Origin of the sequence: Burkholderia sp. Bp8994 (genome assembly GCF_003853805.1) — a bacterium.
Taxonomy (GTDB): Bacteria; Pseudomonadota; Gammaproteobacteria; order Burkholderiales; family Burkholderiaceae; genus Burkholderia.
In genome coordinates this window covers 95,870-114,406 of sequence record NZ_QTQH01000017.1, presented here as the reverse complement: position 1 = coordinate 114,406, position 18,537 = coordinate 95,870, and the positions used below count along the sequence as shown (strand labels likewise).

The following is an 18,537-nucleotide window of genomic DNA, read 5'->3' as shown; positions in this document are numbered from 1 at the left end:
TGCATGGCCGACCAACCGAACCTTCCTGATTCCTCGTCCCGTTCCGACAGCCGCGAACCGAACTGGGAGCGCGCGGCGCTCGAGCGGATCGCGCTCGCGGCCGTCAAGGAACAGCGCGCCGCGCGGCGGTGGAAGATCTTCTTCCGTTTCGCGTTCCTCGGCGTGTTCGTGCTGCTCGCGTTCGCGCTGATCGATTTCTCGAGCGACTCGAAATTCTCGGCGAGCGGGCGCCACACGGCGCTCGTGACGATCGACGGCGAGATCGCGGCGGGCACCAACGCGAACGCCGACGACATCAACACGGCGCTGGATACTGCTTTCGACGACAGCGGCACGGCCGGCGTCGTGCTGCGGATCAACAGCCCGGGCGGCAGCCCGGTGCAGGCCGGGATGGTCTACGACGAGATCCGCCGCCTGCGCAAGAAGTATCCGGACAAGCCGTTGTACGTCGTCGTGACCGACATGTGCGCATCGGGCGGTTATTACATTGCGTCCGCCGCCGACAAGATCTTCGTCGACAAGGCGAGCATCGTCGGCTCGATCGGCGTGCTGATGGACGGGTTCGGCTTCACGGGCCTGATGGGCAAGCTCGGCGTCGATCGCCGCCTGCATACGTCGGGCGAAAACAAGGGCTTCTACGACCCGTTCTCGCCCGAGACGCCGAAGATGGATGCCCACGCGCAGGCGCTGCTCGACCAGGTCCATGCGCAGTTCATCAAGGCCGTGAAGGACGGCCGCGGCAAGCGGCTGCACGAAACGCCCGACATGTTCTCGGGGCTGTTCTGGACCGGCGAAAAGAGCGTCGAGCTCGGGCTCGCCGACGGCTACGGCACGACCGACACGGTCGCGCGCGACGTGCTGAAGGCGCCGGATCTCGTCGACTATACGGTGAAGGAAAGCCTGACGAACCGCGTCGCGCGCAAGTTCGGCGCGGCGGTCGGCGGTGCCGCGATGAAGGCGCTCACCGCGGGCGGCACGTCGTTCAGCCTGCGCTGAGCGGCGGCCGGCCGGCGCCGCGGCGAACGGGGCAGGGCGCCCCGTGTCGCGCGGCCGCCGGCTTCAGTTCGCGAGCAGCAGGAAGATGGCGGGGCGCTTCTGCAGATTCGGCGCAGGCGTCTTTTTCCAGTCTGCCACGGAGCGGCTGGCGATCGTCTCGGTCTCGAGGGTCAGGTCGGCCGCGACGCAGATTTGCGTCGACGGCGCGCAGGTCGCGACCAGCGTATCCAGCATCGCCTGGTTCCGGTACGGCGTCTCGATGAAGATCTGCGTCTGGCGCGCCTTGCGTGACAGTTGCTCAAGTTCGCGCAAGCGCTTCGCACGTGCGGCCGCATCGACCGGCAGGTAGCCGTTGAACGCGAAACTCTGGCCGTTCAGGCCCGACGCCATCAACGCGAGCAGGATCGAACTCGGCCCGACGAGCGGCACGACCTTCACGCCGCGCTCGTGCGCGCGGCGCACCAGCAGCGCGCCCGGATCGGCGACGGCCGGGCAGCCGGCCTCCGACACGAGGCCGGCGTCCGCGCCGGCCAGTATGGGCGCGAGCAGCCGGTCGATGGCGCCGGCCGGCGTATTGACGTTCAGTTCGCTGATCTCGATTTCCTGGATCGGCCGCGTCGTGCCGATCTTCTTCAGGAACGCGCGGGTCGTTTTCGCGTTTTCGCCGATGTAATAGCCGAGTGTGCCGGCGCGCGCCTGCACGGCGGCCGGCAGTACGGCGGCGAGCATCGATGCGTCGCCCTCGCCGAGCGTGTTCGGGACGAGATAGAGCGTGCCGGCGGTCATGCGCGGTCTCCTTGGGGGGCGGCGAACAGTGGATAACCGACGGCGCGCAGCATCCGCGTGAGCGCGATCAGCGGCAGGCCGACGAGCGCCGTCGGGTCGTCGGAGTCGATGGCATCCAGCAGCGCGATGCCGAGCCCTTCGGACTTCGCGCTGCCGGCGACGTCGTACGGCGTTTCCGCGCGCAGGTACGCATCGAGTTCGGCTTCGGGCAGCGAGCGAAAGCGCACGTGCGTGACGACGTCCTCGCTCTGCGTTTCGCCGGTGCGGCTGTCGTAAAGGCTGAGCGCGCTGTGGAATTCGACGTCGCGGCCCTGCATCGACAGCAGCTGCGCGAGCGCGCGCTCGTGCGTGCCGGGCTTGCCGATCTGGTGGCCGTCGAACGTCGCGACCTGGTCCGACCCGATCACCAGCACGCCGTCCGGCGCGTCGATCGTCGCGGCGACCGCGCGCGCCTTCGCACCGGCGAGGCGCAGCGCGGTCGCGGCCGGCGCTTCGCCCGCGAGCGGGGTTTCGTCGAGGTCGGGCGACACGACGTCGAACGGCAGGCCGAGGCGCTCGAGGAGCGCGCGGCGGTAGCGGGAACTGGAGGCGAGAATCAGCCGCGGCGGGCGGCAAACGGTATCCGGCATGGTCGGTTGGGTCGGTGAGTCGTCGGGTGTGGCGCGGTGTTGCAAGGGCGCAAGCATAAGTGATTGACCGCAAAAGGTAAAACAGGTATGCTTTCCCGCTTTTCGTCGGCAGGCTTTCCGCAGTGGTGGCGCCTGCCGGGTCTTCGGAAGTAAAGTACGTAATCGTGCGAGGCGTACGCGGCGTGGATCGCGTACGTGCGCGGCGTCAAATGAGTGGCGCCAGCAAGCCGGATCCCGCAAGTCAGCCTGTAGGCAGGAGCGCAACATGAACACTTCTTCTGGCAAGCCTGCGGCAGCGCTTGATCCGCACGCGGTCGATCTGTTCGAATTCGCCCGCAGCGGGCGGCAGGCAGCGGGTGCCGTGCGCCTGTCGCAACTGCCGCGCATGCTGAACGAAGTGCCGGCGGACGCGCCCGATCGCGACACGGTCTTCACGTGGCAGGCCGAAGGGTTCACCCAGAAGGAGTTGCAGGACGACGGCGCCGATGGGCAGCAGCCGTATCTGCGCCTCGCGGTGCATGGCCATGCGTGGCTCACGTGTCAGCGCTGCATGACCCCGTACGACCAGACGTTCGACGTCGACATGACGTACCGGGTCGTTGCGACCGAAGAAGAAGCTGAAGAATTTCCGCTCGACGACGATGAAGCCGATGTGATCGTGGGCTCACGCCAGTTCGATCTCGTCGACTTGATCGAAGAGGAGTTGCTGCTTTCGTTGCCGCTCGTGCCCAAGCACGAGGTTTGCCCGGCAGTTCACGAAAGCCTCGTGTCGGGTGCGAGCGGTCCTTCGGAAGACGCGGACGACGAGTCCGCCGAAGACGAGGACGAAGGCAAACGGCCGAATCCGTTCGCAGCGCTGGAAGCGCTGAAGAAGGACGGGGACGGCAGCAAGAAACACTAAGCAGTTGTGGCGCGGGAAGGCGTAAGGGCTTTGGGCCAGGGTAGTTAAGCGCCGGATCGGGCTGTGTTAGAATCCGGAAAATTATTTAGGAGTTAGTCATGGCAGTCCAGCAAAACAAGAAGTCGCCGTCGAAGCGCGGCATGCATCGTTCGCACGATTTCCTGACGGCAGCGCCGCTGGCAGTCGAGCCGAGCACGGGTGAAGTGCACCTGCGTCACCACGTCAGCCCGAACGGCTACTATCGCGGCAAGAAAGTCGTCAAGACGAAGAACGACTAAGCGTCAAGTCACGCGTTGCGCGCTACGATCGCCGTTCGCGTGACAACTGGTTCGCTTGACACTTTCCTGGCTCAACAAAAAGGCGGCATTCAACTGCCGCTTTTTTGTGCCTGAAATTCGTCGCATTCCATGACCGTAAAGCTCACAATCGATTGCATGGGAGGCGACCACGGCCCGTCCGTGACCGTTCCCGCGGCAGTCAAGTTCGTCCGCGCGCATCCCGATGCGCACCTGATGCTCGTCGGCATCGAAAGCGCGATCCGCGCTCAGCTGAAAAAGCTGAAAGCCCTCGACGATCCCGCGCTGACCATCGTGCCCGCCACCGAAGTCGTGGCGATGGACGACCCTGTTGAAGTGGCGCTGCGCAAGAAGAAGGATTCTTCGATGCGTGTCGCGCTCAACCACGTCAAGGAAGGCGCGGCCCAGGCCTGTATTTCCGCCGGCAACACCGGCGCGCTGATGGCCGTTTCCCGTTATGTGCTCAAGACGCTGCCCGGCATCGAGCGGCCTGCGATCGCGTTCGCGCTGCCGAACCCGACCGGCTACACGATGATGCTGGACCTCGGCGCGAACGTCGACTGCGAGCCGCAGCACCTGCTGCAGTTCGCGGAGATGGGGCACGCGCTCGTCGCCGCGCTCGAAGGCAAGGAGCGTCCGACGATCGGCCTGCTGAACATCGGCGAAGAGGTCATCAAGGGCAACGAGACCATCAAGCGCGCCGGCGAACTGCTGCGCGCCAGCACGCTGAATTTCCGTGGCAACGTCGAAGGCAACGACATCTACAAAGGCACGGTCGACGTGATCGTCTGCGACGGCTTCGTCGGCAACGTCGCGCTGAAGACGTCCGAAGGGCTCGCGCAGATGCTGTCCGACATCATCCGCGAGGAGTTCGGCCGGTCGCTGATGTCGAAGCTGATGGCGCTGCTCGCGCTGCCGGTGCTGATGCGTTTCAAGAAGCGCGTCGATCACCGCCAGTACAACGGCGCGGCGCTGCTGGGGCTGAAGAGCCTCGTGATCAAAAGCCACGGTTCGGCCGACGCCTACGCGTTTGAGTGGGCGATCAAACGGGGTTATGATGCCGTCAAAAACGGCGTGCTGGAGCGCCTCACGCGTGCGATGGCGGACAATTCGGTGTCGCTCGGCGACGGCGAACACGACGCGGGCGGCGCAGGCCCGACGAGCCCGGCCGCAGGCCACCACGCCGAACCTTCCGCTGCGCAATCCTCTAAAGCATAAATGGCCCAATCGACTCTCTATTCCCGCGTGCTCGGCACGGGCAGCTACCTGCCGCCCGACCGGGTCACGAACCAGCAGCTCGCCGACCGTCTCGCGAAGGAAGGCATCGAGACGAGCGATGAGTGGATCGTTGCGCGCACGGGCATCCATGCGCGCCATTTCGCCGCACCGGACGTCACGACGAGCGATCTCGCGCTCGAAGCGGCGCGCCGTGCGATCGAGGCGGCCGATATCGATCCGCAGTCGATCGACCTGATCATCGTCGCGACTTCGACCCCCGATTTCGTGTTCCCCAGCACGGCTTGCCTGCTGCAGAACAAGCTCGGCATCAAGAACGGCGGCGCGGCATTCGACGTGCAGGCCGTGTGCTCGGGCTTCGCCTATGCGATGGCGACGGCCGACAGCTTCATCCGCAGCGGCCAGCACCGCACGGCGCTCATCGTCGGCGCGGAGACGTTCTCGCGCATTCTCGATTTCAAGGACCGCACGACCTGCGTGCTGTTCGGCGACGGCGCGGGCGCGGTGATCCTGTCCGCCTCGGAAGAGCCGGGCGTGCTCGGCAGCGCGCTGCACGCGGACGGCAGCTATTCGAACATCCTCTGCACGCCGGGCAACGTCAATCGCGGTGTGATCGACGGCAGCGCGTTCCTGTACATGGATGGGCAGGCCGTGTTCAAGCTCGCGGTCAACGTGCTCGAAAAGGTCGCGATCGAGGCGCTCGCCAAGGCGAATCTCGCGCCCGAGCAGGTCGACTGGCTGATTCCGCACCAGGCCAACATCCGCATCATGACCAGCACCTGCCGCAAGCTCGGCCTGCCGCAGGAGCGCATGGTCGTGACGGTCGACCAGCACGGCAACACGTCGGCTGCGTCGATCCCGCTGGCGCTCGACGCCGCGGTGCGTGACGGCCGCATCCAGCGCGGTCAGCACGTGCTGATCGAAGGCGTCGGCGGCGGCTTCACGTGGGGCGCGTCCGTCTTCCGCTACTGATCCGCGGCGCGCAATTGCTGCGCGCGGATCCCGAACCGGCGCGCCGTTCGTGCGCGCCGTCCGAATCGATTCAATTGGGGACGATATGAAATTCGCATTCGTTTTTCCGGGGCAGGGCTCGCAGTCGGTCGGCATGCTCAACGCATTCGCCGATCTCGCCGTCGTGCGCGAGACGCTCCAGGAAGCATCCGATGCACTCAATCAGGATCTCGGCAAGCTGATCGCCGCAGGTCCGGCCGAAGAGCTGAATCTGACCACCAACACGCAGCCCGTGATGCTGACGGCCGCCTACGCGTGCTATCGCGCATGGCAGCAGGCCGGCGGTCCGGCACCGTCGATCGTCGCGGGCCACAGCCTCGGCGAATACACGGCGCTCGTCGCCGCGGGCGCGATCGCGTTCAAGGACGCGGTGCCGCTCGTGCGCTTCCGCGCGCAGGCGATGCAGACGGCCGTGCCGGTCGGCCAGGGCGGCATGGCGGCGATCCTGGGTCTCGATGACGACACGGTGCGCGCCGTGTGCGCCGAAGCCGCGGAAGCGGGCATCGTCGAAGCGGTGAACTTCAACGCGCCGGCGCAGGTCGTGATCGCGGGCGCGAAGGCGGCCGTCGAGAAGGCCTGCGAGATCGCGAAGGCGAAGGGCGCGAAACGCGCGCTGCCGCTGCCGGTATCGGCGCCGTTCCATTCGTCGCTGCTCAAGCCGGCGTCGGACCAGTTGCGCGACTATCTGGCGAGCGTCGACGTGAAGGCGCCGCAGATTCCGGTCGTCAACAACATCGACGTCGCGGTGGTCAGCGATCCGGCCGCGATCAAGGACGCGCTGGTGCGCCAGGCCGCGGGCCCGGTGCGCTGGGTCGAATGCGTGCGGCACATCGCGGGCACGGGCGTCACGCACGTGATCGAATGCGGTCCGGGCAAGGTGCTGGCAGGCCTGACGAAGCGCATCGACGGCAACCTGGTCGGCGCATCGGTGTTCGATCCGGCTTCGCTCGACGAAGCACTGAAGCTGGCGACCGCCTGACGCGGCGCCTTTCCTCAAGAGACGGATATTCGATTCATGGAAAAGACTCTCGATAAACAGGTCGCGATCGTGACCGGCGCATCGCGCGGCATCGGCCGGGCGATCGCGCTCGAACTCGCGCGCCTGGGCGCGACGGTGATCGGCACGGCGACGAGCGAATCGGGCGCCGCCGCGATTACCGCCGGGTTCGCGGAAGCGGGCGTGACGGGCCGCGGCGCGGTGCTGAACGTCAACGACGCGGCGGCAGCCGAAGCGCTGATCGACGCGACCGTGAAGGAATTCGGCGCGCTCCACGTGCTCGTCAACAACGCGGGGATCACGCAGGACCAGCTCGCGATGCGGATGAAGGACGAGGACTGGGATGCGGTGATCGACACCAACCTGAAGTCGGTGTTCCGCCTGTCGCGCGCGGTGCTGCGCCCGATGATGAAGGCCCGCGGCGGCCGCATCATCAACATCACGTCGGTGGTCGGCTCGGCCGGCAACCCGGGCCAGGTCAACTACGCGGCCGCGAAGGCCGGCGTCGCGGGCATGACGCGTGCGCTTGCACGTGAAATCGGCAGCCGTGGCATCACGGTGAACTGCGTCGCGCCGGGCTTCATCGACACCGACATGACGAAGACGCTGCCGGAAGAACAGCAGGCCGCGCTCAAGACCCAGATTCCGCTCGGCCGCCTCGGCAGCCCGGCAGACATCGCCCATGCCGTCGCGTTCCTCGCATCGCCGCAGGCCGGTTATATCACCGGCACGACGCTGCACGTGAACGGCGGCATGTACATGTCGTAACGGTTTTCGTTTACCATCCGCGCCGTATCCCGTTTTTCAGGCGGATCGGTGCTTGATCGACCATCAAGCCAACGCGCGTTTTGCCGTCAGCAAACCTGATAAAATGCGCGCACTTGTAAATCTGAACTTTCCCTCGGAGGGGTAATGGATAACATCGAACAACGTGTCAAGAAGATCGTCGCTGAGCAACTGGGCGTCGCGGAAGCCGAGATCAAGAACGAAGCATCGTTCGTGAACGATCTGGGCGCGGATTCGCTCGACACGGTCGAACTGGTGATGGCTCTGGAAGACGAGTTCGGCATGGAAATCCCGGACGAAGAAGCAGAGAAGATCACGACCGTTCAGCAAGCGATCGACTACGCTCGCGCAAACGTCAAGGCGTAAGCGCCTTTCGCGCTTGTCCGCCACGTCGCCGCGATCTTCGCGATTGACGCGCCATCCTGCCGGCTTCGTGCCGGACGGACTAACAGCCACAGGGCTCGCAGGGCTGGTTCCTGTGGCCACTGTGGCTTTTGTTTTTGTCATCCAATAATGGAAAAGAGGTTACCGTGAGCCGCCGTCGTGTTGTTGTTACAGGCCTGGGGCTGATTTCGCCTGTTGGCAATAATGTTGCCGACGGCTGGGCCAATCTCGTCGCCGGCAAGTCCGGTATCGCCACCGTCACGAAGTTCGATGCGTCGAACCTCGCCTGCCATTTCGCGGGCGAAGTGAAGGGTTTCAGCGCCGAGGAGTACATCCCGGCGAAGGAAGCCCGCAACATGGATACGTTCATCCATTACGGCATCGCAGCCGGCGTCCAGGCGATCCGGGACAGCGGCCTCGAAGTGAACGAAGCCAATGCGGAACGCATCGGCGTGCTGGTCGGCTCCGGTATCGGCGGCCTGCCGATGATCGAAGACACGCACCAGACCTACGTCGATCGCGGCCCGCGCCGGATTTCGCCGTTCTTCGTGCCGGGTTCGATCATCAACATGATCTCGGGTCACCTGAGCATCATGTTCGGCCTGAAGGGCCCGAACCTCGCGGCCGTGACGGCCTGCACGACCGGTCTGCACAGCATCGGCCTCGCGGCGCGCCTGATTCAGGCCGGCGACGCCGACGTGATGGTCGCGGGCGGCGCCGAATCGACGGTGTCGCCGCTGGGCATCGGCGGTTTCGCGGCCGCGCGCGCGCTGTCGACCCGCAACGACGATCCGGCCACCGCGTCCCGTCCGTGGGACAAGGACCGTGACGGCTTCGTGCTGGGCGAGGGTGCAGGCGTGATGGTGCTCGAGGAATACGAGGCGGCGAAGGCACGCGGCGCGAAGATCTATGCGGAGGTCTCGGGCTTCGGCATGACGGGCGATGCGTACCACATGACCGCGCCGAACATGGACGGTCCTCGCCGCTGCATGGTCGCGGCACTGCGCGACGCCGGCGTGAACGCGGACGAGGTCCAGTACCTGAACGCGCACGGCACGTCGACGCAGCTCGGCGACAAGAACGAGTCCGATGCGGTGAAGGCGGCATTCGGCGAGCACGCGTACAAGCTCGTGGTGAACTCGACGAAGTCGATGACGGGTCACCTGCTGGGTGGCGCGGGCGGCCTCGAGTCGGTGTTCACGGTGCTGGCGCTGCACAACAACGTGTCGCCGCCGACCATCAACATCTTCAATCAGGACCCCGAGTGCGATCTCGACTACTGCGCGAACACCGCGCGTGACATGAAGATCGACGTGGCCGTGAAGAACAACTTCGGCTTCGGCGGTACCAACGGCACGCTGGTGTTCAAGCGCGTCTGACGCTGAAATCGCTTGACGAGTCCATTCGATGCTCCGGCCGGGCGTCCGCAATGCTTTGCATTGCGGGCCTCGGCCGTGTCGTATGTGGTGCTGGCCGCGTTCGTCGCGGCGGCGGCCGTCTCCGCGTACCTGTTCTGGGCGCCGCGGGCCGGTGCCGCTGCCGGCGCGTGCGTGTCGGCGGCGACGGCCGCGCTGCTTGCCGTGTGCGCCGCGCGAGCCTGTGCCCGCCGGCTGCCGGCCGAGTTGCGGATCGATGCATTCGGGGAGATTGCGGCGTTTGGCCGCACCGGGCGCTTGCTGGCCCGGGGCCGCGTGACGGGTCATGCACACTGGAGCAGCCTGCTGCTCGTGCTGTCGGTCGGGCAGGGCGCCCGGCGCGCGCGGCCGTTGCTGATTCCGGCCGATGCGCTCGACACCGCGTCGTTCAGCGCGCTGTCCGTGCTGGCGCGTACCGCGGGCACGGCGGGGCGGGCATGACGGCGGCGCGGTTACCAGCCGTAACCAGCGGCCGGCGCCGGAACGCTACAATAACGCTCCGCGTTGCATCCCTAGTTAACGGATTTGTCAGGTGAGTGAAAAAGAAATCGATCAGGCTCTGGTCGAGCGCGTACAGAAAGGCGACAAGGCAGCGTTCGAACTCCTGGTCTCCAAATACCACCGCAAGATCATTCGGCTGATCTCGCGCCTCGTGCGGGATCCCGCCGAGGTCGAGGATGTGGCCCAGGACGCGTTCATCAAGGCGTATCGTGCGCTGCCGCAATTTCGCGGCGAGTCGGCGTTCTACACGTGGTTGTACCGGATTGCCGTCAATACGGCGAAGAACTACCTTGCGACGCAGGGCCGGCGGGCACCGACCTCCACCGAGGCCGATGCCGAGGAAGCGGAAACTTTCTCCGACGCAGACCAACTAAGGGATATCAACACGCCTGAGTCGATGTTGATGAGCAAGCAGATTGCCGAGACGGTCAACGCTGCAATGGCCGTCCTGCCCGAAGAGCTGCGCCAGGCGATTACGCTGCGCGAGATCGAAGGCTTGAGCTACGAAGAGATCGCGGAAATGATGGATTGTCCGATCGGGACGGTCCGGTCGCGGATCTTCCGGGCGCGCGAGGCAATCGCTGCGAAATTGCGTCCGCTGCTCGATACGCCCGAAGGCAAGCGCTGGTAAGCGCGACGGGCGCAACGACGCGGGTCGGGGTCTATTACGGATAGAGTCGTGAAATCACGACGGGGTGTGTGCAAGATGGGGAGCATCATGGGGTCGGTCAATACGCAGTCGCAAGCGTGCTCGCGCGGCGAGCGCCTTTCCGCTCTGGTCGACGGTGAACTGTTCGACGGCCCGGATCACGGGCAGTTTCTGGCTGAGCTCGACCGCGCGGATCGCGCTGCGTGGGCCCATTACCACCTGATCGGCGATGCGCTGCGCTCGGACGAGCTCGCGCTGTCGCCTGCGCTGAGCGTCGCGTTCACCGCGCGCATGTCCGCCGCGCTCGAAAGCGAGCCGCACCTGCTCGCGCCGGCCGCCGCGCCGGTCGCGCGCAAGCTGCTGTCGCTGCGCCGGCGTGTCGTGCCCGCGTTCGCGGTGGCCGCCGCGGCAGCCACGCTGACGTGGATCGTCGTCCCGCAGATGCAGACGGCGGGTGTGCCGGGCGCCGTCCAGGTCGCATCGGCAGGCGCGCCGCAGAGCGGCAACCTGCAGCGCGTGACGGTTGCACAGGCATCCGCGCAGCCGGGCCTGCAGGACGTCAACATCATCCGCGACGCAAGTCTCGACCAATACCTTGAAGCGCATCAGCAATTCGCGCAGCAGCCCGTCGTCACGGGCTCGATGCCGCTGATCCGCGCTGCCGTGACCACCACGCCAGGCCAATAAACCCGATGCGGACATTGCAGTTGAATCACGCCATCTCCGGATGGAAGCGGCTGCCGGCTCTCCTGCTTTGCGCAGCCGCCCTGTTGTCCGTTCAATCCCTGCCTGCCAGCGCCCAGCAACCGGACGATCCCGTCGCGACCCGCAAGGGTGCGGCGGACTGGCTCGACCGCATCCAGCAGGCGGCGCAGCAGCAGAGCTACGAGGGTACGTTCGTCTACCAGCGCGGCGGGTATGTCCAGTCGTCGCGCATCGCGCATGTGGCGTCCCGCGACGGCGAGTTCGAGCGGATCGAGTCGCTCGACGGCAAGCCGCGCAAGGTGCTGCGGCATAACGACGAGCTGTACACGTTCGTGCCCGAGCGCAAGCTGTGCGTGGTCGAGCGCCGCCAGACGCGCGATTCGTTCCCCGCGCTGCTCGGTGCCGGCGGCGAGCACGTGATGTCCGTCTACGACGCGAAGCTGCTCGGCAAGGACCGTGTGGCCGGGATCGACGCGCAGGTGGTCGAGCTCGTGCCGAAGGACGCGTACCGCTTCACCTACAAGCTGTGGGCCGACACCCGCACCGGGCTGCTGCTGCGTTCACAGACGCTCGATGCGAGCGATCACGTGCTCGAGCAGGTCGCGTTTTCGCAGCTGCAGACGGGCGGCGCGACCGGTGACAAATCCGCGATCGCGGCCGGCATGCGCAACCTGAGCGGCTGGACGGTGGTCCGCCCGCCGGTCGCGGCGGTCGACATGGAGGCGCAGGGCTGGCAGATCGCGCCGACCATCGCCGGCTTCCGGAAGATTCGCGAGGTGCGCCGGCCGATGGCCGCGCGTGACGCCGGTGATCCGCCGATTCCGGTCGACCAGGCCGTCTTCACGGACGGCCTCGCGACGATCTCCGTCTTCATCGAGCCGGCCGAAAAGAATACGCGCAAGGAAGGCGCGGGCAGCACCGGCGCGACCCACGTGCTCGTGAAGCGTCGCGGCGACTACTGGATCACCGTGCTCGGCGAAGTGCCGCCGGCCACGTTGCAGCAGTTCGCGTCTGCCATAGAATACAAGGCTTCCAAGTAACGCTACGGCTTCCGACATGACGAAACTCACGCTGCGCAAAGTGTTCGCGGCGGCGGTGCTGTGTGCCTGCCTGCCGCTCGCCCCGCATACCGCGGCCGCGGTCACGCCTCCCGCTGCCAGCCTTCCCGATTTCGCCGATCTGGTCGAAAAGGTCGGGCCGGCTGTCGTGAACATCCGGACCACCGCGAACGTGCCGACGCCCGGCCCGCGCGGCGTGCTCCCGCCAGGCTTCGATAATGGCGACATGTCGGAATTCTTCCGGCGCTTCTTCGGCATTCCGCTGCCGCAGGCGCCCGGCAACGGTGGTGGCGGCGGTAATGGCAATCCGAAGAACGCGCCGGCGCCGGACAATCCGCCCGACACCGAACAGAACCGCGGTGTCGGTTCGGGCTTCATCGTGTCGGCAGACGGCTACGTGATGACCAACGCGCACGTCGTCGACGACGCGGACACCATCTACGTGACGCTGACCGACAAGCGCGAATTCAAGGCGAAGCTGATCGGCGTCGACGACCGCACGGACGTCGCGGTCGTCAAGATCCAGGCGTCGAACCTGCCGGTCGTCGCGATCGGCGATTCGAACAAGGTGCGCGTCGGCGAGTGGGTCGTCGCGATCGGTTCGCCGTTCGGCCTCGACAACACCGTGACGGCCGGCATCGTGAGTTCGAAGAGCCGCAACACGGGCGATTACCTGCCGTTCATCCAGACCGACGTCGCGGTGAACCCCGGCAACTCGGGCGGCCCGCTGATCAACATGCAGGGCGAGGTGATCGGCATCAACTCGCAGATCTACAGCCGCACCGGCGGTTTCATGGGCATTTCGTTCGCGATCCCGATCGACGAGGCGATGCGCGTGGCCGACCAGCTGAAGGCGACCGGCAAGGTCACGCGCGGCCGCATCGCGGTGGCGATCGGCGAGGTGACGAAGGACGTGGCCGACTCGATCGGGCTGCCGAAGGCGGAAGGCGCGCTCGTCAGCAGCGTCGAACCGGGCGGTCCGGCCGACAAGGCCGGTATCCAGCCGGGCGACATCATCCTGAAGTTCAACGGCCGGCCGGTCGATGCGGCGTCGGATCTGCCGCGCATGGTCGGCGACACGAAGCCGGGCACCAAGGCGACCGTCAGCGTATGGCGCAAGGGTCAGGCGCGCGATCTGCCGATCACGATCGCCGAGACGCCGGCCGAGACGACGGCGAAGGCCGAGCAGCGCAAGAGCGCGCCGCAGAAGCCGCGCCAGGCGAATTCGCTCGGCTTGACGGTCAGCGACCTTTCCGCGGATCAGCTGAAGTCGCTGAAGCTGAAGAACGGCGTGCAGATCGACGGCGTCGACGGCCCGGCGGCCCGAGCGGGGCTGCAGCGCGGCGACATCGTGCTGCGCGTCGGCGACACCGACATCACGAGCGCGAAGCAGTTCGCCGACGTGACCGCGCAGCTCGATCCGCAGAAGGCGGTCGCGGTGCTGGTGCGGCGCGGCGACAACACGCAGTTCGTGCCGGTGCGCCCGCGCGCGGTTCAGAAGTAACGCGCCGATGTTCACGCTCTACGGCCGCGGCTGGTGCCATCTGTGCGACGACCTGCGCGATGCGCTGGCGCCGCTGGCGGCCGAATTCGGCGTCGCGGTCGACTACGTCGACATCGATGCGGATCCGGCACTCGTTGCGCGTTACGACGAGGACGTGCCGGTGCTGTTGCTGGATGGCACGGAAGTGTGCCGCCACCGGTTCGACGAGGCGAGGGTGCGCGGCGCGCTCGCGGCTCGGCGCTGAACCCGGCTCTGCTGCCGGCCGGCCGCGCGTTGCGCGGGGCTTCCGGCGGCGGACGCGCCGGCCAGGGCCTCCGGCGGGGCGTCCCTGGCCGGGCGTCCCTGACCGGGCGTCCCTGACCGGGCGTCCCAAATTACCGCCCGGCAAAGGCCTTTTCGGCTAAAATAAGCCGTTTTTTCACCGACTTACAAGGCGTGCTCCGCAGTCGTCGAGCGCGCCTTTTTCGCTTGATCGGCACTGAATGGATCATATTCGCAATTTCTCGATCATCGCGCACATCGACCATGGCAAGTCGACGCTCGCGGATCGCATCATCCAGGTATGCGGCGGCCTCGCCGACCGTGAAATGGAAGCGCAGGTGCTCGACTCGATGGATATCGAGCGCGAGCGCGGCATCACGATCAAGGCGCAGACGGCTGCACTGTCCTATCGCGCTCGCGACGGGAAGGTCTACAACCTCAACCTGATCGATACGCCGGGGCACGTCGACTTCTCGTACGAAGTCAGCCGTTCGCTGTCCGCGTGCGAAGGGGCGCTGCTCGTGGTCGACGCGAGCCAGGGCGTCGAGGCGCAGACGGTCGCGAACTGCTACACGGCGATCGAGCTCGGCGTCGAGGTCGTGCCGGTGCTGAACAAGATCGACCTGCCGGCCGCGAACCCCGAGAATGCGATCGAGGAGATCGAGGACGTGATCGGCATCGACGCGACCGACGCGACGCGCTGCAGCGCGAAGACGGGTCTCGGCGTCGAGGACGTGCTCGAAGCGCTGATCGCGAAGGTGCCGCCGCCGAAGGGCGATCCGGCCGCGCCGCTGCAGGCGCTGATCATCGACTCGTGGTTCGACAACTACGTCGGCGTCGTGATGCTCGTGCGGATCGTCAACGGCACGCTGCGTCCGAAGGACAAGATCAAGATGATGGCGACCGGCGCGCAGTATCCGGTCGAGCACGTCGGCGTGTTCACGCCGAAGTCGCGCAATCTCGACTCGCTGTCGGCGGGGCAGGTGGGTTTCATCATCGCCGGCATCAAGGAACTGACGGCCGCGAAGGTCGGCGACACCGTCACGCACGCGACCAAGGCGGCCGCCGAACCGCTGCCGGGCTTCAAGGAAGTGAAGCCGCAGGTGTTCGCGGGCCTCTATCCGGTCGAGGCGAACCAGTACGACGCGCTGCGCGAATCGCTCGAGAAGCTGAAGCTCAACGATGCATCGCTGCAGTACGAGCCGGAAGTGTCGCAGGCACTCGGCTTCGGTTTCCGCTGCGGCTTCCTTGGGCTGCTGCACATGGAAATCGTGCAGGAGCGACTCGAGCGCGAGTTCGACATGGACCTCATCACGACCGCACCGACGGTCGTCTACGAGGTCGTGCAGAGCGACGGCTCGACGATCATGGTCGAGAACCCGGCGAAGATGCCGGAGCCCGGCCGCATCGCCGAAGTGCGCGAGCCGATCGTCACCGTGAACCTGTACATGCCGCAGGACTACGTCGGTTCCGTGATCACGCTGTGCGAGCAGAAGCGCGGCTCGCAGATCAACATGCAGTATCACGGCCGCCAGGTGCAGCTCACGTACGAAATCCCGATGGCCGAGATCGTGCTCGACTTCTTCGATCGCCTGAAGTCGGTGTCGCGCGGCTATGCGTCGATGGACTACGAGTTCAAGGAATACCGTTCGTCGGACGTCGTGAAGGTCGACATGCTGATCAACGGCGACAAGGTCGACGCGCTGTCGATCATCGTGCACCGGTCGCAGTCGCAATACCGCGGTCGCGAGGTTGCCGCGAAGATGCGCGAGATCATTCCGCGCCAGATGTACGACGTGGCGATCCAGGCCGCGATCGGCGCGCACATCGTCGCACGCGAGAACATCAAGGCACTGCGCAAGAACGTGCTCGCGAAGTGCTACGGCGGCGACATCACGCGAAAGAAGAAACTGCTCGAGAAGCAGAAAGAAGGTAAGAAACGCATGAAGCAGGTGGGTTCGGTCGAGATCCCGCAGGAGGCGTTCCTCGCGATCTTGCGCGTCGAAGACAAATAACAGGACTGATCCTTTTATGAATTTTGCGTTGATTCTTTTTGTGCTCGTCGTCGTGACGGGCGTAGCGTGGGTGTTGGACAAACTGGTGTTCCTGCCGCAGCGGCGCAAGGCGGCCGACGCGGCGATCGAGGAGTTCGATCGTCAGCAGTCGCGTATCGACAAGCGTTTCGCGGACGAAAACGCGGGGCAGACGCGTTCGAAGCTGCGCGACGAAAAACTGCGCCAGCCGTGGTGGCTCGAGTACACCGCGAGCTTCTTCCCGGTGATCCTGGCCGTGTTCGTCGTGCGTTCGTTCATCGTCGAGCCGTTCAAGATCCCGTCGGGCTCGATGGTGCCGACGCTGCTGGTCGGCGACTTCATCCTCGTCAACAAGTTCGAATACGGCCTGCGCATGCCGATCACGAACACGAAGATCACGCAGGGCAGCCCGCTGTCGCGCGGCGACGTCGTCGTGTTCCGTTATCCGAAGGACGAGTCGGTCGACTACATCAAGCGCGTGATCGGCCTGCCGGGCGACACGGTCGCTTACCAGGACAAGCAACTGACGATCAACGGCCAGCCGGTGCCCGAAACGCCGCTGCCGGATTTCTTCGACGACGAGCGCCAGAACTACGCGAAGCAGTTCGAGGAAACGATCGGCACGAAGAAGAACGCGATCCTCAACAATCCCGCCGTGCCGCCGTTCGTGATGGGCGCCTACGACTATCCGTATCGCGACAATTGCACGTACAACAGCCGCGGCGTGATCTGCAAGGTGCCGCCCGGTCACTACTTCATGATGGGCGACAACCGCGACAACAGCGCGGACAGCCGCTACTGGGGTTTCGTGCCGGACAACAACATCGTCGGCCGTGCGTTCTTCATCTGGATGAACTTCGGCGACCTGAAGCGCATCGGTTCCTTCAACTGACCGTATTCGATTCACACGCAATACGCGACGCACGGGCCGCGTCGCGTATTGCCGAACTACTTTAAGAACCGGCGGCAACACCGCCTCGTCACGCCTTTTCGCGTCCGGCCGTGCCGTTTCGGCCCGACCGGCGCCCGCGTTATACTCCTGCACATGCCCCTATCCCAGTTGGAAAGCCGGCTGCGCTACGAATTTCGCAATGCGGAATTGTTGCGCCAGGCTTTGACCCATCGCAGTCACAGTGCCACGCACAACGAACGGCTCGAGTTTCTCGGCGATTCCGTTCTGAATTGCGCGGTGGCCGCCCTTTTGTTCCAGCGTTTCAGCAAGCTGGACGAAGGCGACCTGTCGCGCGTGCGCGCCAATCTCGTCAAGCAGCAGTCGCTGTATGAAATCGCTCAGGCCCTGAATATTTCCGAAGGGTTGCGGCTGGGCGAGGGCGAGTTGCGCAGCGGCGGCTTCCGTCGCCCGTCGATCCTCGCGGACGCGTTCGAAGCCATCATCGGGGCGGTATTCCTCGATGGCGGCTTCGAAGCCGCCCAAGGGGTCATCAAGCGCCTCTATATCCCGATTCTCGACCACATCGATCCGCGCACGCTCGGCAAGGACGCGAAGACGCTGCTGCAGGAATACCTGCAGGGGCACAAGATCGCGCTGCCGACCTACACGGTCGTCGCGACCCATGGTGCGGCGCACAATCAGCAGTTCGAGGTCGAATGCACGGTGCCGAAGCTCGACGTGAAGGTGTCGGGCTCCGGCGCGAGCCGGCGGGCGGCCGAGCAGGCCGCCGCGAAGAAGGCGCTCGACGAGGTGCTGGCAGCCGCGCCGATGCTGGCCGCGAAGCCGAAGCGTTCGAAGAACGCACGCGGGTCGAAGCATGTCGAGCCTGAAATCGTGCCCGGCGTGAAGGGGGTGCAGGAAGCGCTCGACCTGCGTTCTCCGGAGCGCAAGGAGCGTGCGGCGGCGCGCGACGCGAAGGCGGCCGCCGCCGCGTCCGCAGCGGCCGATGCCGGCGCACAGCCGGGCGATCGGCCGGCGCAGGCGCCGATGGCCGCGATTCGCGCGGCGCATGTCGATACAGCCGCGGACAAGGCCGACCGGCCCGCGAAACCGACGGCCGACAAGCCTGGCGAGAAACCTGCCGACAAGGCGACCGACAAACCGTCAGACAAGCCGGCGGATCGCAGCGAACCCGGCGCGCGCGCGGCGGACAAGCCAGCCGAACGCACTGACAAGCCAGCCGAAGGCGCGCCCCGTGCAGCCGACAAGCCGGCGGGCCAGGCGACCGATCCGGCCGTGTCGTCCGCCGACAAGCCTGCTGCCGGTTCCGACGCCGCTTCGCGTGCGACGCCGCGCGCCCGCGACGCCGCGGCGCCCGGCCCCGAGGCGCCGCAGGGCGGCGCAAGCCTCGCTGCCGCGCAGGCGCGCGTGGCCGATGCCGATCACTGAATTGCCCATCGATCGTGCCGCGCGTCGCGCGGCCGTTTCCGAACCTGT

At 66.0% G+C, this 18,537-nt stretch carries 20 protein-coding genes; 18 read left to right on the top strand and 2 right to left on the bottom strand.

Features of this window, described 5'->3' with window-relative positions:
- Positions 1-3 precede the first annotated feature (3 nt).
- Positions 4-996 (top strand): S49 family peptidase, encoded by a 993-nt coding sequence (locus DIE04_RS19935; RefSeq protein WP_124487461.1) that lies wholly within the window; start codon positions 4-6, stop codon positions 994-996.
- A gap of 63 nt (positions 997-1,059) precedes the next feature.
- Here the strand turns inward: DIE04_RS19935 and DIE04_RS19930 are convergent, their stop codons facing one another.
- Complete coding sequence (locus DIE04_RS19930; protein ID WP_124487460.1) at positions 1,060-1,782, bottom strand: SAM-dependent methyltransferase; 723 nt, start codon at positions 1,780-1,782, stop codon at positions 1,060-1,062.
- Positions 1,779-2,411 (bottom strand): Maf-like protein, encoded by a 633-nt coding sequence (locus tag DIE04_RS19925; RefSeq protein WP_124487459.1) that lies wholly within the window; start codon positions 2,409-2,411, stop codon positions 1,779-1,781. Before DIE04_RS19925 ends, DIE04_RS19930 begins: the two co-directional genes overlap by 4 nt.
- 265 nt (positions 2,412-2,676) lie before the next feature.
- Here DIE04_RS19925 and DIE04_RS19920 point away from each other — a divergent pair, with 265 nt between their 5' ends.
- The 17 genes from DIE04_RS19920 (at position 2,677) to rnc (ending at position 18,489) form a co-directional block, all read left to right on the top strand.
- The gene (locus DIE04_RS19920; protein WP_044844777.1) at positions 2,677-3,312 is read left to right on the top strand and encodes a DUF177 domain-containing protein; all 636 of its coding nucleotides are present in this window, start codon (positions 2,677-2,679) and stop codon (positions 3,310-3,312) included.
- Positions 3,313-3,410: 98 nt separating this feature from the next.
- Positions 3,411-3,590, top strand: coding sequence for a 50S ribosomal protein L32 (gene rpmF / locus DIE04_RS19915; protein WP_006051932.1), 180 nt, complete (start codon positions 3,411-3,413; stop codon positions 3,588-3,590).
- Positions 3,591-3,719: 129 nt separating this feature from the next.
- Positions 3,720-4,826, top strand: coding sequence for a phosphate acyltransferase PlsX (gene plsX, locus DIE04_RS19910; RefSeq protein WP_044844776.1), 1,107 nt, complete (start codon positions 3,720-3,722; stop codon positions 4,824-4,826).
- Complete coding sequence (locus DIE04_RS19905; protein ID WP_044844775.1) at positions 4,827-5,816, top strand: beta-ketoacyl-ACP synthase III; 990 nt, start codon at positions 4,827-4,829, stop codon at positions 5,814-5,816.
- An 85-nt stretch (positions 5,817-5,901) separates the two neighbouring features.
- On the top strand, positions 5,902-6,834 hold the full coding sequence (gene fabD / locus DIE04_RS19900) for an ACP S-malonyltransferase (protein ID WP_124487458.1): 933 nt from the start codon (positions 5,902-5,904) through the stop codon (positions 6,832-6,834).
- Positions 6,835-6,870: 36 nt separating this feature from the next.
- On the top strand, positions 6,871-7,620 hold the full coding sequence (gene fabG / locus DIE04_RS19895; RefSeq protein WP_044844773.1) for a 3-oxoacyl-ACP reductase FabG: 750 nt from the start codon (positions 6,871-6,873) through the stop codon (positions 7,618-7,620).
- Between the two features lie 144 nt (positions 7,621-7,764).
- Positions 7,765-8,004, top strand: a complete 240-nt coding sequence (gene acpP, locus DIE04_RS19890; protein WP_004197638.1) for an acyl carrier protein — start codon at positions 7,765-7,767, stop codon at positions 8,002-8,004.
- A gap of 164 nt (positions 8,005-8,168) precedes the next feature.
- Positions 8,169-9,401: a beta-ketoacyl-ACP synthase II gene (fabF, locus tag DIE04_RS19885; protein ID WP_044844772.1), complete on the top strand. Its 1,233-nt coding sequence runs from the start codon at positions 8,169-8,171 to the stop codon at positions 9,399-9,401.
- A 12-nt stretch (positions 9,402-9,413) separates the two neighbouring features.
- Positions 9,414-9,878, top strand: a complete 465-nt coding sequence (locus DIE04_RS19880) for a hypothetical protein (RefSeq protein WP_124487457.1) — start codon at positions 9,414-9,416, stop codon at positions 9,876-9,878.
- Between the two features lie 91 nt (positions 9,879-9,969).
- Positions 9,970-10,569, top strand: coding sequence for an RNA polymerase sigma factor RpoE (gene rpoE, locus DIE04_RS19875; protein ID WP_006752490.1), 600 nt, complete (start codon positions 9,970-9,972; stop codon positions 10,567-10,569).
- Positions 10,570-10,656: 87 nt separating this feature from the next.
- Positions 10,657-11,274, top strand: coding sequence for a sigma-E factor negative regulatory protein (locus DIE04_RS19870; RefSeq protein ID WP_124487502.1), 618 nt, complete (start codon positions 10,657-10,659; stop codon positions 11,272-11,274).
- A 5-nt stretch (positions 11,275-11,279) separates the two neighbouring features.
- A complete protein-coding gene (locus DIE04_RS19865) occupies positions 11,280-12,332 on the top strand; it encodes a MucB/RseB C-terminal domain-containing protein (protein WP_124487456.1) in 1,053 nt (350 codons plus the stop codon).
- A gap of 16 nt (positions 12,333-12,348) precedes the next feature.
- Complete coding sequence (locus DIE04_RS19860) at positions 12,349-13,854, top strand: DegQ family serine endoprotease (protein WP_124487455.1); 1,506 nt, start codon at positions 12,349-12,351, stop codon at positions 13,852-13,854.
- Positions 13,855-13,861: 7 nt separating this feature from the next.
- Positions 13,862-14,098 carry a glutaredoxin family protein gene (locus DIE04_RS19855; protein WP_124487454.1) on the top strand — a complete coding sequence of 79 codons (237 nt, stop codon included), beginning with the start codon at positions 13,862-13,864 and terminating at the stop codon, positions 14,096-14,098.
- Between the two features lie 238 nt (positions 14,099-14,336).
- Positions 14,337-16,130, top strand: coding sequence for a translation elongation factor 4 (lepA, locus tag DIE04_RS19850; RefSeq protein WP_044844766.1), 1,794 nt, complete (start codon positions 14,337-14,339; stop codon positions 16,128-16,130).
- Positions 16,131-16,146: 16 nt separating this feature from the next.
- Positions 16,147-17,040 (top strand): signal peptidase I, encoded by an 894-nt coding sequence (lepB, locus tag DIE04_RS19845; RefSeq protein WP_124487453.1) that lies wholly within the window; start codon positions 16,147-16,149, stop codon positions 17,038-17,040.
- A 153-nt stretch (positions 17,041-17,193) separates the two neighbouring features.
- Positions 17,194-18,489: a ribonuclease III gene (rnc, locus tag DIE04_RS19840; protein WP_124487452.1), complete on the top strand. Its 1,296-nt coding sequence runs from the start codon at positions 17,194-17,196 to the stop codon at positions 18,487-18,489.
- Positions 18,490-18,537: the final 48 nt, after the last annotated feature.